Below are 13,531 nucleotides of genomic sequence, written 5' to 3'. Positions count from 1 at the left end.
AAGGGCGTTATTTGTAGGCCGGATAAGATCGTTTTACGGCAATTGAGTTATTTGCCGCCTAAGCCTTTTTTCGCCAGTTCTTCTTTGAAGTTGTCGCGAGTAATCAGCACCACATCCGTAACTTCAGTAAACGCCGGCGGCTCTGCGCCTTTAGTCACCCAGTTGTAGAGCATTTCGCTGGATTTATAACCGTGAACATCCGGACTAGGCAGCAGTGAACCGTAGAATCCAGTCGCTTCGCCTTTAGACAGTTCGCTAATAGCATCGACACCGTTAATACCGATACCAATCACATTTGCTGCTTTAAAACCCTGCCCTTCGGTAGCACGCACACCACCCAGCACGGTGTTGTCGTTCATCCCGACAATCAGCCAGTGTTTAACTTCAGGATGCTGAACCAGCATGGAGTTTGCGGCGTCGAATGCGCCAGGGATATCATTAGATTTGGTTGGGACCTGGTAGATCTGTTTTTCCGGGAAGCCTGCAGCTTTAAGCGCTTCCATCGAACCCGAGGTACGACGGCGCGCGGTATCCAGTTCGTTTGCGGTAATCGCCATTACAGCGGAAGATTTCACATCCCAGCCACGTTTCTGCATCTCTTTGTACAGTTCCTGGCCCTGGCGTTCACCAATTTTGGTTGCTGCCATCATCACCAATGGCACAGTATCCATCGGCTTACCTTTCGCATTGGCGAACTGATCGTCAACCGCGATGACTTTCATGTCATAGCCTCGCGCTTTTGCCATAATAGCAGGCCCGAGTTTTGGGTCCGGCGTACAAATTACAAATCCTTTTGCACCGCTTGCCGCCAGGCTGTCGATAGCATTCAGGGTTTTCTCGCCGTCTGGAACGGCAATTTTAATCACCTCAAACCCAAGGTCTTTACCGGCTTTATCAGCAAACTTCCACTCTGTCTGGAACCAGGGCTCTTCCGGTTGTTTGACCAGGAAACCGAGCTTCATGGATTCAGCGATAGCGGATTGTGACATAATGGCGGCCAGACCGATGGCCGCCAGCGCTTTAGTGAATTTGTGCATGGCTAACTCCAGCTTTAACGTTCTTTTATGTAGGGTAAAATCAAACGATTTTTTGTAATCCGGACGTAAAACAAGGCATTACCTTTTATTGATAAGATCAATGCCAGTGCTGAGAGTATTTTTAGCGGGAAATTGATTCTCCATAAGAGAGCGGCATCACACCACAGAATTACAGTAATTGCGTACATAAATTCAGCGGGAAATGACATAAAAAAACACAGTTTCCAGAGCAGGAAAAACAAGAAATAGCAGATTAGTCCATAACATCAGCCAGTGAATCCTTGTTCCCGAATATCGAAACATCCGGGAGTCCAGTGATTACCAGGGGTAATAAATATGGTCAGCGCGATCGCGAACAGGAATATCATCTTCTAACAGACGTGCAGAAAGCGTAAACGCAAAATCAAAAATATGGCCCAGCCCTTTACCGCTGACAAGATTGGCATCTTCGACAACTACCCTGTGGTCCCCCTGGCAACACGATTGCATCATAGAGAACATCCCGACAGGCGACATAGAATATCAATAGTCACAATGGCTTCAGCCTCTTCAAAACCGGGTGCCGGCAACACCGCCACCTTTTTCATATACAACTCCTCGATTTATCCACCGATATCCAACAACAAATGCCGAATAATTCATTCCGTTAAATTTATTAAAACTGATCTGGCGCAAGAAATTAGGTTGCAGATAATTTCCAGACACATCACTTCACTGGGAAATTCCCATCAAAACCAACAGTGATAATCATCAGACGGCACAGAATACCGCGACCTGAAATTTAATTTTTACACATGAAACATCATTTCATTATCATGATTTTTCATAAATACATTATAAATCAGTAAATTACATTCACATCACTTATATACACAAACGGCATGACTAAGAATATTGTTATGCCAATATGTAAAAAAACATAAATAGGCAGTTTTAAGGATTTTCTTAATGCCAGGCACGCGCTATGCTGATTTACGATCGGAAGCGAATAGAATTCGTGATCATCTAAAGGACCGGCGGAACGGATTTATTCTGCTAACAGTATTACTCGTACGTAGATGTGAAGTGCAACGGCAGCCCGTTGTACTGGCGTTGGTGACGTACTTCTCCTTTCTGGAAATAAGGATATTGATATGGCTGCAGTTGGAATTGTTCACAAACTCAACACGCAAATGAACCTTGAGTTTTACGCATCGAATCTCTACCTTCACCTCAGTGAATGGTGCCACGAACACAGCCTGACAGGCACGGCGACGTTTCTGCGCACTCAGGCGCAGGGAAACGTGACGCAAATGATGCGTATGTTTAATTTTATGAAAAGCGCAGGGGCTAACCCCATCGTCAAGGCCATCGATGTTCCCGGTGATGAGCTAACTTCGCTTGAAGAACTGTTTCAGAAAACACTGGAAGATTATCAGCAGCGTTCCCGTACGCTGTCGCGTCTGACGGATGAAGCAGAAGCGTTGAACGACGCGCCAACCGTTGATTTTCTTCATGATCTGGAAAAAGAACAGCAGCAGGATGGCGTGCTGCTACAAACGATTCTTGATGAAGTTCGTAGCGCTAAACGCGCTGGACTGTGTATGGTGCAAACGGATAAGCATCTGCTCAACGTCGTAAACTACCAACATCACTGATATCCGGTCGCGACAAATCTGCGCCTCCCGTTCTGAGAGGCGCAAAAAAACCTTTCTAAAACCTGAAACAACGGTTTATTTTAGTGAGACTCATTCTGCGGGGTGAATTTCAGCTCGATCAACGCAACCGCTTTTTGAATTGCGCGCATCGTAACGGGATCAGCGCCCGCGGGATGGCTGGAAAAATCGATGCTTTTCAGTTGACTGGACATTTTTTCCCGAACTTCTACCGGGGCAATAACATCAATAACATCCAGGATTTGCTTGATAACCAACTGGCAGGCAACAACGTCCGAGAGCAGTTCCTGATCGGCATTCAGTGTTTGGGACATAGTGAGCTCCTTATAGAAAGGTCGTCATAGTACCCATTCATCGCTCGAAACGGTAGCGGCGAAAGCAGTACAGCCGCGCTGAAAATAAAAAAACAGATCCTGTTAATTTCGTTTGAGATGGCAAGCACAACATGAGTGAACATTTAGCGGTTGAGAATAAGCGGGGTCTTTCTCCGGCTGCACTACTGGTCGCCGGGGCCTTCTTTATGGAGTTCATCGATGGCACGGTGATTGCGACGGCCCTGCCCGATATGGCAAAAAGCTTCGGCGTGCAGGCCGTTGATCTGAATATCGGCATCAGTGCTTATCTGATCACGCTGGCGGTTCTCATCCCTGCCAGTGGCTGGATTGCCGATCGTTTTGGTGCCCGAAAAGTGTTTACCCTGGCACTGGCGATCTTTACCTTCGCTTCAGTCTTATGCGGACTCGCCACCAGCATGGAAGGCTTTGTGGTCATGCGCATTTTACAGGGTGTCGGGGGGGCACTCATGGTGCCGGTCGGCCGCCTCGCCGTTCTGCGTACCACGCCTAAACATCAGTTGATCACCGCAATCGCCACCCTGACCTGGCCTGCCTTAGTGGCCCCAATAATTGGCCCACCCTTGGGCGGATTTATTACCAGTTATGCCAACTGGCGCTGGATCTTCTTTATTAATGTGCCACTGGGGGTGTTGGCGATAGCGCTGGCGCTGCGTTTTATCCCGGATATTCATGATGACGAGCGACGCCCGTTCGATGTTCCCGGTTTTATTGCCACATCAGTCGCGATGGTCAGTCTGGTATATGCGATGGAACTGCTGGGAACCCAACAGCCGCAGAGCTGGTTAACCGCGGGACTTCTGGCACTGGGAATCGCCACGTTCCTGTTTGCCTTGCGTCATTTTCGCCAATCCGCGTGGCCGATGATTCGTCTGGATGCCATGCGCGTTCCTACATTTCGTGTCACGATGTACGGAGGCTCTCTGTTTCGTGCCTCTATCAGTGCGGTACCCTTTCTGTTGCCACTGATGTTTCAGGTTGGGTTTGGTATGAATGCTTTTCATGCCGGTTCCCTGGTACTGGCCGTGTTTGTTGGCAACCTGACGATTAAACCCGCTACTACGCCGTTAATACGCTGGTTAGGCTTTAAAAAACTGCTGTTGATAAATGGCGCGCTTAATGTGCTGGCGCTATTGGCCTGTGCGCTGATCACGCCGCAAACTCCCGTATGGGTAATTTTACTGGTGCTGTATCTGGGCGGCGTTTTTCGCTCAATTCAGTTTACCGGTGTCAGCACGTTGGCATTTGCGGATGTTCCTGCATCGCAGATGAGCTATGCAAATACACTGTTTAGTACAGCGACGCAACTGGCGGTTGGATTAGGGATTTCGTTGGCGGCTATCGGGATCCGTATCGGGGATCAAGTGAGTGAATGGTTATCACTGGAGGCGATACCCGGCATCAGTTTCCGGCTGGCATTCGTCGTTATCGCCATGATTTGCCTGATAGGAATGGTTGATACGCTGCGGCTTACCCGCGATGCTGGAAGCGCAGTGTCAAATAAGCGTCGTTAAGCCCGATAGTTCACGCTATCGGGCTAACCAGCTTTAGCCAATAACGTCACGGACAAAGGCTTCGATCGCTTTGTCCTGGCAGTTTTCAAAGAAACACTGCTGGAAACGTGGACCTGAAACGGCAGTTTTCACCAGTTCAGGATCGATAGCCCGCAAGGTATCAAGATAATTTTCTTTTACTACTGCCGCTTTCACCTGGTTCAAAATCCCCGCGTTACGCACCTGCGGCTCTTTCCGTTCCGGCGGATAACCTTCACCATTACGACCGGTAAACGCTTTTTCAAACATATACCGGACGTTCAGTTCAGCCCCCCAGCCAAACCCTTTCGCAAAGGCCAGCGAGAGTGCATTACCGTTGTTGATCTGCGCAAACAGGAACGCATCCGCAGGATCAAGACAGTAGCCGCACACCACGCCAGGATGAATATTCAGTGACATCATTGCCCCCTGACCCGTACCGCAGCCCGTGATAACGAAATCAACCGCTTTCGAATTGAGCAGAATGCTGGCCATGATACCCAGGTGGATGTAAGTCAGATGGTGATCATTTTCATCGCTCATCCCAACATTGAACACAGGAAAACCTTTCTCATCCGCAACAGACTTAAGCTCATGGTGAATGATCGCGTTTTTGCTTGCCTGGCTGTTTTCCATCATCAATGCAATTTTCATTGTGTATTCTCCTGAATGCGCCGCGGAGGTCCCGCCGTAAGTCATGACATTTCAGTCACATTACTATTTAGCAAATCAGCTTTCAAATTTTATGAAATTAAGTTTCATAAAATATCGAGATGCTCACGGTTTTTGCGCCAGCCTTCAAATTTGACTCATAAACAGGGTGTCGTTGTGATTAATCGCAGGTGATCTTCTGGCTATTCAGGCCATTGATTAGCCGTGATGTATGTCAGGATAGCGTATCACCGATTTTTCAGAGCGATTTCATGAAGACCTTTATTCTTGCCCTCTTACCGCTCATGCTGACGGGATGCACCATCGCTAAGCAGGCTCAGGTCAGCGAAGCCAGCAGTATTACCGGCGTGGTTCGTCTGACTTACAACCAGGCCATGCTACAAACAGCACGTACCGACGACTATGTTGCTCAGGGAACGGCGACAAAAGAATGTCAGCGCATGGGTTATGCCAGTGCAGTCGGATTTGGTCAGCCAGTTGCGACCTGCAGCGTTTATGCCGGTTCTCTGTGTTTGAATACCAAAATCACGCTGTCCTGGCAGTGTCACGGTGTTGCCGTTCCACAAACTTCCACTTTCCATTATTAATCATTCCGACCAGCACATCTGCTGGTCATCTATTCTATTTTTATTTATATCACCAATTTAATAGCGTTAATGCGTTTTATTCCCATTCGCATTTTTAATAAATAAATTTATTATTTTACCTTTTGCAAATAATTAAATAACAAATTATAGTGACGCCACGTCAATATATAATAACGTTCGTGGAGCAGAACCATGCTGAAAACAGAAATGATCGACAAACTGAATGAGCAAATGAATCTTGAATTATATTCATCCCTGCTCTACCAACAGATGAGTGCGTGGTGCAGCTATCACAGCTTCGAAGGTGCCGCCGCGTTTCTGCGTCGCCACGCCCAGGAAGAAATGACGCACATGCAGCGTCTGTTCGATTACCTGACGGATACCGGCAGCCTGCCGCGTATTAATACCGTTTCTTCACCGTTTGCAGAATATGCGTCCCTGGATGAACTGTTCCGTGTAACCTATGAGCACGAACAACTGATCACGCAGAAAATTAATGAACTGGCGCATGCGGCAATGACCCACCAGGATTATCCAACCTTTAATTTCCTGCAATGGTATGTTGCTGAGCAGCATGAAGAAGAGAAATTATTCAAATCTGTTATCGATAAGTTATCGCTGGCAGGTAAAAGTGGCGAAGGTCTTTATTTCATCGATAAAGAACTGGCAACCCTTGATACACAGAATTAATGTTGTTGGGTAACGGTGGCAGTTTGCCACCGTTATTCGAGAATCTTAGTGGCGGCAGATCTTGCTTTCATGCGTGGAGAAGCCGTCTTCTTTGGCAATAAACTTGCCCTTCGCCGCTAAAAACGCCACCAACTCGCCCGCCGTCATACCTTCTGCTGAACAGGTGTGAAAACGTGCCTGCTCACCGAAACGCGCGGTAATCGCCGCCTCAAGGCTGGCATGTGAATACTGCTCACCAGATTCAATCATCATGTTGAGCACTTCGTGACCGTGAATCGATTCCATACTACCTCCTCAATAAAGCCCGTAGCCTAATGTGAACCGTACAACGCTGCTTTGCGCTAACGCAGGTTTATGCGGGCAGAGGGCAGATAAATATCATTTTTAATACACCTTAACCCTCACACATATGTAAACATTAATATACACCACTTGTAACGGTGATTTGACGAAAATACCGTTATGCCTTAACCTGCGCCGCAGATATAACCGTTGATTATCTCTGGGACAGAGGAAAGCGTGAAAAACAGAACCCTGGGTAGTATTTTTATCGTGGCGGGAACCACGATTGGTGCCGGTATGTTGGCAATGCCGCTGGCGGCGGCAGGCGTGGGGTTTAGCGTCACGCTGGTGTTGTTGGTTGGGCTATGGGCCCTGATGTGCTACACCGCGCTGTTGCTGCTTGAAGTGTACCAGCATGTACCGGCAGACACCGGGCTTGGCACACTGGCAAAACGCTATCTTGGTCGATATGGGCAGTGGGTAACGGGCTTTAGCATGATGTTCTTGATGTATGCCCTGACCGCCGCCTACATCAGTGGTGCAGGCGAGCTATTGGCCTCCAGCATCAGTGATTGGACCGGAACCAGCATCTCGCCCACTACAGGCGTATTGCTGTTCACCTTTGTTGCCGGTGGTGTGGTGTGCGTCGGGACCTCACTGGTTGATTTGTTTAATCGTCTGTTGTTTAGCGCCAAAATCATCTTCCTGGTGGCAATGCTCGCGCTGTTGATGCCGCATATCCATAAGATGAACTTGCTTACCCTGCCGCTTCAACAAGGCCTGGCACTCTCCGCGATCCCGGTTATTTTTACCTCATTCGGTTTTCACGGCAGCGTACCCAGCATCGTCAGCTACATGAACGGCAACATCCGTAAACTGCGCTGGGTGTTTATCAGCGGTAGCGCCATCCCGTTAGTTGCCTATATTTTCTGGCAACTGGCCACGCTCGGAAGCATTAACTCGTCGACGTTTATGGGACTTTTAGCCAATCACGCTGGCTTAAACGGTTTGTTACAGGCATTACGTGAAGTCGTGGCTTCGCCGCACGTCGAACTGGCCGTGCATCTGTTTGCCGACCTCGCACTGGCAACCTCTTTCCTCGGTGTCGCTCTGGGGTTATTTGATTACCTGGCAGATCTCTTTCAGCGCCGCAATACTGTGGCTGGCAGAATGCAAACCGGTGTCGTGACGTTCCTGCCACCGCTGGCATTTGCGCTTTTCTATCCGCGGGGTTTTGTCATGGCGCTGGGATATGCAGGCGTTGCCCTGGCCGTGTTGGCTCTGTTGATCCCCTCCATGCTGGCCTGGCGGAGCAGAAAACACAACCCGCAGGCAAACTACCGCGTAATGGGTGGCACGCCGGCGCTGGCGCTGGTCTTTATTTGCGGCATCGTGGTGATAGCAGTGCAATTTTCTATTGCTGCAGGGCTGCTACCTGAAGTTGGTTAACGGGGATTTTTCCTGATGGCGCTTCGCTTATCCGGCCTACCATTGACTTTGCCAGAAGTGTATTAAAGTAAAAGGGGCTTACGCCCCTTTCTTAATGCAGGCAACACTGTTTATATTTTTTACCACTGCCGCACGGGCATGGGTCGTTACGCCCTACTTTGGCATCCACTTTTACCGGGACGTTAGCCGGAGCTTCCTGCGGATGGGCCATCCAGTAAGCATGCAGATCCAGAGCCGCCAGACGAATGGCATCCACGCTCTCTTCAAATGCCTCTGGTGTCAGTTTCTCCACCACCTCGAAGTTTTCTTCTGTCCCGTGTAACGCAATGGCATCGAGAGCGGGTTTCAGTGACTCAGGTAGCATTGACCAATCCGACAACGCGACGCCTCGCATATAGCCAAAGCACCACTCTTCTACGATAGTCAGCTCATGCTCTTCAATTTCACGCAGGCCGAACAGCGGTTCAAACTGCTCGGGGAACTCATCCAGACGATCGGCCGTATCCGCCATATGCTGGAACGCCAGATTCATGAAACGCGCCATTTCTTTTTCGGAGGACCAGCGCGGAACATACTGCGCACCGCCCCAGATAGCGACCAGCCACTGCTCCGGTTCGATCTCATACGGTGAACTGAGCACCGCCGTCAGTAAGCCATCCAGCTCTGACACATCCAGAATAGACTTGTCCGTATTGTACTTAGTCAGCACATCATCCAGCCATTCCAGTTCGCTCTCGTTTAGTGGTCCCGTTTTCATAACGCTTTTCCTTAGTAAAAATTCTTGCCTGTGATTATCTTACATGGCTGGTGGGATAACAGATCCAAATGGGCATGAGCGGCTTACAGGTACCGCCAATTCAGGTTAACAGGAAACGAGGGGAATTCCGGTAGTTAACGCACAAAAGGGAGCATCAGCCGCCGGGCATCATACGCGGAAAACAGAACAAAACCACCCGAAGGTGGTTTATTGTGGCTCAATACGGTTCAACGTTGCGGTATATCCCGTTTTCGCCACCGCGTTAAGTAGCGTATCGGTAGAAAATCCCTCCGGGACGATAGCCTCTGCCTGCCGGGTCTTGAGCGAAGATTTGGCTTTAATCACCCCATCGGTTTCACGTAGCGCCTGATTGACCGAAATGACACATAGCGAGCAGGTCATATTTTGTATATCCAGCACCACTTTCTGATTGGCAGCCTGAGCCCACAATGGCAACAGTAAACATGCGATTAACGTAATAATCTTCACTCAAACACCTCATAAAACCAGGCCACGATCGTAGGGTAAAACAACACGGGCAGGATCAGCGCCAACGCACACCAGTAGAGGACGCGCGCTTGCTTCAGGGACAGCCATCCGGAACACCACAGTTTTTTAGAGAAGTAGAGTCGCCAGAAAACGCGTAACAATAGCCCTAAGGACAGCAACATCAGGGGAATGCGCAAAAACTCAAACTGAGTGAACACGGCAAAGCTCGCCGCCGAAATACCAAACAGCAGATACAGCAGCGGTCCCACGCAACATAAGCCAGCAGTGACGGCAGCCGCGGCGGCCGTCAGCAGGGTCAATCCCGCTCCTTTAGCGTTGTTCTGTTGCGACATAGCTGTAAGAGAACGCTTTCGGGTCATAGAAATTGATAGGGTCACCGTCTACTTCGGCATAAGGATAACCAAAGTTGTTCATCGCTCCCTGCTCAGTAGCCGGGTACAGTTCAAAGTCACGACCATAATTGAAGCCAACCCAGTTCATTTCCCAGTTGCCAAACAGATAGGTATTCACCGCCTGGACGTCCGCATCCTGATGCGTTTTTTTCTCTGCCAGACGCATTTTGGTCACATCGGCCGGATCACACGGTAGCCAGCCGTAGCCAGCCAGGTAGAACTCCGCACGGCAATGCTGCCCCCCGCTTACATCGGCAACACCTGCACTATCGGCTTTGCCAAATGCGCTTTTCGAGTAGCGCTCCAGCTTGTTTGCTTTCCCCAGACGAATCCCGAACAATTCGCGTGCAGGAATGCCGCTGGCTCGTGCCAGGGCGACAAAAACGGAGCTCATATCGGTGCATTTGCCCTTGAGCTTTCCGCTTTTCAAAATCTCCGCTACATCCCCGGTTCCGCAGCCGATAACGTCATTATCACGCTCCATATGACTGCTCACCCATTCGTATATCAGGCGAGCTTTTTTCAGCGGGTCTTGTTCATTACCGGTAATTTTACGCGCTGTTTCCAGGACCAGCCCATCAATCGGGGTGTGCGTTGTTGGTAGCAAATAAGGTTTTGCATCCAGTGGGTAAGTAATCTGTTCCGGTGCTTGCCAATTTTTTAACGCGTCATGCTGCAATGGTTCCCAATCAGCTGTCTCAACGTCGATGTCAACCTTGATCAGCAGTTCTCCCTGTGAGTCGGGCCAACTGGCAAACAACGTTTTCGCGCCATAGATATTGTTGGTTGTGACATACGCCTGCTTATAATTGCCGCTAAAAGCAAGATTTATCATTTGCTGAAACGCAGTATCAACCGGCAATGGGATCCACAACTTCACGACACCACTTGAACCCTTTGGTGGGTTGAGCTTATACGTTTGCGATAGCACAAAGCGCCGACGTGCCACCGGCATGATTGAAGGCTCAGCAGCCTGTACCGTCCGGCTAACAACCGAAGGGCCGACTATACTGGCGGCGGAAAGGAGAACGCTATTTTTGAGAAATTGTCGACGTTGCATTACTGTCTGTCCATATTGTGAAAATTAAGCGACGGCTGAATAGAAAAAAACCGTATGCGATCATCACAGCAGACAGATGCTGACATAAAAAGGCGAGTCGATGGAGGTTATTCATCAATAACAGACCTGTTAACTGTGAATGAAATAAGAAACTATATGGCCGCCATTAAGCCACTTACTGGCGAGAAAGTACAGTAATGACGGCATGAGGATCCCCCATTCTTATTAAGGATACACCACCCAAAACCTGTCTATATTTAAACGCAGGCATTTCCACATGTAGTATCCCGCTTTCATGTTTCATACGCTGAGAGGAAGTCAAAATGGCGATGAGAATACTGTCTATTGATGGCGGTGGCATCAGAGGCATCCTGCCAGGTATGTTATTGGTCGCACTGGAGAAGAAGTTACAAGATAGAGCCAAAAAACCGACAGCAAGAATCGCTGACTACTTCGATTTAGTCGCAGGCACCAGCACTGGTGCCATCCTCTGTTCCGCCTATGTGTGTCCCGACGCGACAGGAAACCCAAAATTTTCCGCTCAGGAAGCCGTCAACTTCTATCTTCAGGACGGCGATGAGATTTTTGACGTCGGCATTTGGAAAACCATCAGTTCATTAGGCGGTGTAAGTGATGAAAAATACCCGGCAACAGAACTGGAACGAGTATTAAAAACAGCCTTCGGTGATACAAAACTGAGTGAATTATTAAAACCAACCTGCTTTGTTGCTTATGATGTCAGCAGTCGTCTTCCGGTGATCTTCAAACAACACTCTGCCGTAGCCAAAAAACGCGATTTTCTGGTCAGAGATGTTTTACGTGGTACCTCTGCAGCACCGACGTACTTCGAAGCAGCGCGTATTTACTCACTTCCCCCATTGCCGCAAAAGTATGTCCTGGTCGATGGTGGTGTCGTGGCGAACGATCCAGCACTGTGTGCCTATTCCGAGGCGATTAAGTTCTCAAACGTCGCTGGCATCAAAGACATGATCATTGTCTCTCTGGGTACCGGTAAAAAGCTGCAGGGTTATTCATACTCAGAGGTTAAAGACTGGGGACCCTTTGGCTGGGCGAAACCCGCTATCGATATCGCACTCGAAGGCGGTCCGCAGATGACTGCCTACTATTTACAACAAATCGCCTCAACGGTAAAAAACGCGAAATATTACAGGCTTCAACCCGAATTATATGGTGCCGATCCAACACTGGATAACGCATCGCGTGAGAATTTAGAACTGCTGCGTAACGCAGGAGTGCAAAATGCAGCGGCATTCGACAAGACGTTAAATGAAATTGCCGCATTGTTAGTTAGCAACGGCGGGGTGTTTAACTTTCAGGGATAAAACTGCCCCTGAGAACAGAGGACTAAGAACCTATTCCAGCAGACGCCATTGGCGCAAACAGTTTGAGCACTGCCCGGCATCGAAATGGCAAGCAAAATAGCTCTAATGGGATAGGCTCTGAATCAAAAGATATACACATGGGTGCCAAGTTTCCGGGCTAATCCCTTCGCCCCCTCGCGCATTATCGTATCGTGGTTCCAGCGAAATAACGGTGCCGCCAGTGGGGCAAGTATATTCATCCAGCGAATCGTGGTTCGTACATTCCAGTCGTACCTGACAATAGTCTCCCTACCGGTATCAATAAAAGACCATACCCCGTGCCCTTCAACCTCGCCGCTGGCAGCACCTTCAAGAAGAGAATACTGCAAAATACTTAATACATTGATATCAAAGGTTAAACGATACGGAAGCACGCCCTTCCAGGTGTAACGATGCAACGCGCCGACCCCCTGTATATCGCCTCTCTTGAGCTCAACAACACGCTCAAGGCTTCTCCACCATTCTGGCCACTGATCCGGGTGGGAGAAAACATCCCAGACATCCTGCAGTGAAGCCTCAACCCGCCAGACTGTGGAAAACTGATAGTCAGCCATCACCTTCTCTCCCCTGTGGGGTGAAAATCTGCGGCACCTGCCTGTGCGACGAACAGGCATAATCACCTGTGAGCTGTTTTTATTATAGTGCTTAATTACATGGGCAGGCCTCCCGGAATCACCGCCTCCGGTGCCTGAAAATGGTTGTTTACCGCCCGGATAAGCGCGTCATCAAACGCTATACTTTAATAGCCACATTATTTATGAGTATTTATCATGAAACTGCCACGGGTATTTTCATGCGCCGTCCTTGCGCTACTGCTGTTGATGTCTTCATCTGTTGCAGCCGGTACATTGCAAAGTCAGGCCCAAAGAGAGCAAGAGTTGAGTGCCGCGTTAGCTGCCGGCAATGGCGTTATCGTGATTGGCGGAGCAGATGATTTTGCGTTTACGTTCCGAGCCCGTAACCGGATCCACAGATCCTTTGCGATTCAGGATGGCATTAACGATCCCTTCATAATGAGCGGTTTTCAGAACCACAACTATAACCCCGCCCGTGATGGGTTCATGAACAACCCGGCCCGGGGAGGGTTTATGCTGAGCACGCCTATACGCCGATAAACGAATGGGCTAATTCATGTTGGTGAATTGGGCGTTTTGGCGGTTTTGCGTTATTGGT

Annotated in this window: 16 protein-coding genes and 1 pseudogene; 7 read left to right on the top strand and 10 right to left on the bottom strand. The window is 49.1% G+C overall.

Going from position 1 to position 13,531, the window contains the following annotated elements; all coding sequences use genetic code 11:
- Positions 1–47 precede the first annotated feature (47 nt).
- Together OGX95_RS09655 and OGX95_RS09650 are read right to left on the bottom strand one after the other, a co-directional pair.
- Positions 48–1,037: an arabinose ABC transporter substrate-binding protein gene (locus OGX95_RS09655; protein ID WP_202038375.1), complete on the bottom strand. Its 990-nt coding sequence runs from the start codon at positions 1,035–1,037 to the stop codon at positions 48–50.
- Between the two features lie 318 nt (positions 1,038–1,355).
- Positions 1,356–1,624: pseudogene (locus OGX95_RS09650) on the bottom strand (type 1 glutamine amidotransferase family protein).
- A gap of 546 nt (positions 1,625–2,170) precedes the next feature.
- Here OGX95_RS09650 and OGX95_RS09645 point away from each other — a divergent pair.
- Entirely contained in the window at positions 2,171–2,674 is a 504-nt protein-coding gene (locus OGX95_RS09645) for a non-heme ferritin-like protein (RefSeq protein ID WP_286629264.1), read from the top strand.
- Between the two features lie 80 nt (positions 2,675–2,754).
- On the opposite strand, the gene OGX95_RS09640 is transcribed toward OGX95_RS09645, so the two are convergent.
- Entirely contained in the window at positions 2,755–3,006 is a 252-nt protein-coding gene (locus OGX95_RS09640; RefSeq protein ID WP_005127709.1) for a DUF2766 family protein, read from the bottom strand.
- A gap of 131 nt (positions 3,007–3,137) precedes the next feature.
- On the opposite strand from OGX95_RS09640, the gene OGX95_RS09635 reads away from it, so the two are divergent.
- Positions 3,138–4,559, top strand: a complete 1,422-nt coding sequence (locus OGX95_RS09635) for an MFS transporter (protein ID WP_286629263.1) — start codon at positions 3,138–3,140, stop codon at positions 4,557–4,559.
- 33 nt (positions 4,560–4,592) lie between these two features.
- Here OGX95_RS09635 and OGX95_RS09630 read toward each other — a convergent pair whose 3' ends face one another.
- Positions 4,593–5,231, bottom strand: a complete 639-nt coding sequence (locus OGX95_RS09630) for an RpiB/LacA/LacB family sugar-phosphate isomerase (protein ID WP_286629262.1) — start codon at positions 5,229–5,231, stop codon at positions 4,593–4,595.
- Between the two features lie 269 nt (positions 5,232–5,500).
- Here OGX95_RS09630 and OGX95_RS09625 point away from each other — a divergent pair, with 269 nt between their 5' ends.
- Positions 5,501–5,836 carry a YecR-like family lipoprotein gene (locus tag OGX95_RS09625; protein ID WP_286629261.1) on the top strand — a complete coding sequence of 112 codons (336 nt, stop codon included), beginning with the start codon at positions 5,501–5,503 and terminating at the stop codon, positions 5,834–5,836.
- Between the two features lie 192 nt (positions 5,837–6,028).
- Positions 6,029–6,526 carry a non-heme ferritin gene (ftnA, locus tag OGX95_RS09620; protein ID WP_005127719.1) on the top strand — a complete coding sequence of 166 codons (498 nt, stop codon included), beginning with the start codon at positions 6,029–6,031 and terminating at the stop codon, positions 6,524–6,526.
- Between the two features lie 45 nt (positions 6,527–6,571).
- On the opposite strand, the gene OGX95_RS09615 is transcribed toward ftnA, so the two are convergent.
- Entirely contained in the window at positions 6,572–6,811 is a 240-nt protein-coding gene (locus OGX95_RS09615) for a YecH family metal-binding protein (RefSeq protein ID WP_005127720.1), read from the bottom strand.
- Between the two features lie 234 nt (positions 6,812–7,045).
- On the opposite strand from OGX95_RS09615, the gene tyrP reads away from it, so the two are divergent.
- Positions 7,046–8,257, top strand: a complete 1,212-nt coding sequence (gene tyrP / locus OGX95_RS09610) for a tyrosine transporter TyrP (RefSeq protein ID WP_286629260.1) — start codon at positions 7,046–7,048, stop codon at positions 8,255–8,257.
- A 91-nt stretch (positions 8,258–8,348) separates the two neighbouring features.
- Here tyrP and OGX95_RS09605 read toward each other — a convergent pair whose 3' ends face one another.
- The 4 genes from OGX95_RS09605 to OGX95_RS09590 form a co-directional block, all read right to left on the bottom strand.
- The gene (locus OGX95_RS09605) at positions 8,349–9,014 is read right to left on the bottom strand and encodes a YecA/YgfB family protein (RefSeq protein ID WP_286629259.1); all 666 of its coding nucleotides are present in this window, start codon (positions 9,012–9,014) and stop codon (positions 8,349–8,351) included.
- A 207-nt stretch (positions 9,015–9,221) separates the two neighbouring features.
- Positions 9,222–9,503 (bottom strand): heavy-metal-associated domain-containing protein, encoded by a 282-nt coding sequence (locus OGX95_RS09600; protein WP_286629258.1) that lies wholly within the window; start codon positions 9,501–9,503, stop codon positions 9,222–9,224.
- The gene (locus OGX95_RS09595; RefSeq protein WP_202038371.1) at positions 9,500–9,856 is read right to left on the bottom strand and encodes a mercuric transporter MerT family protein; all 357 of its coding nucleotides are present in this window, start codon (positions 9,854–9,856) and stop codon (positions 9,500–9,502) included. Before OGX95_RS09595 ends, OGX95_RS09600 begins: the two co-directional genes overlap by 4 nt.
- The gene (locus tag OGX95_RS09590) at positions 9,834–10,976 is read right to left on the bottom strand and encodes a transglutaminase-like domain-containing protein (protein WP_286629257.1); all 1,143 of its coding nucleotides are present in this window, start codon (positions 10,974–10,976) and stop codon (positions 9,834–9,836) included. The genes OGX95_RS09595 and OGX95_RS09590 overlap by 23 nt, the downstream gene beginning before the upstream one ends.
- 323 nt (positions 10,977–11,299) lie before the next feature.
- Between OGX95_RS09590 and OGX95_RS09585 the strand changes: the two genes are divergently transcribed.
- Complete coding sequence (locus OGX95_RS09585) at positions 11,300–12,319, top strand: patatin-like phospholipase family protein (protein WP_286629256.1); 1,020 nt, start codon at positions 11,300–11,302, stop codon at positions 12,317–12,319.
- A 122-nt stretch (positions 12,320–12,441) separates the two neighbouring features.
- Here the strand turns inward: OGX95_RS09585 and OGX95_RS09580 are convergent, their stop codons facing one another.
- The gene (locus OGX95_RS09580; protein ID WP_286629255.1) at positions 12,442–12,912 is read right to left on the bottom strand and encodes an SRPBCC family protein; all 471 of its coding nucleotides are present in this window, start codon (positions 12,910–12,912) and stop codon (positions 12,442–12,444) included.
- A 216-nt stretch (positions 12,913–13,128) separates the two neighbouring features.
- On the opposite strand from OGX95_RS09580, the gene OGX95_RS09575 reads away from it, so the two are divergent.
- The gene (locus tag OGX95_RS09575; protein ID WP_286629254.1) at positions 13,129–13,473 is read left to right on the top strand and encodes a hypothetical protein; all 345 of its coding nucleotides are present in this window, start codon (positions 13,129–13,131) and stop codon (positions 13,471–13,473) included.
- The last annotated feature ends 58 nt before the right edge of the window (positions 13,474–13,531 follow it).

This window comes from Citrobacter sp. Cu233, assembly GCF_030332225.1.
Classification (GTDB): domain Bacteria; phylum Pseudomonadota; class Gammaproteobacteria; order Enterobacterales; family Enterobacteriaceae; genus Citrobacter.
The sequence above is the reverse complement of the archived record's forward strand: the minus strand, read 5'-3'. Positions and strand labels throughout refer to the sequence as shown.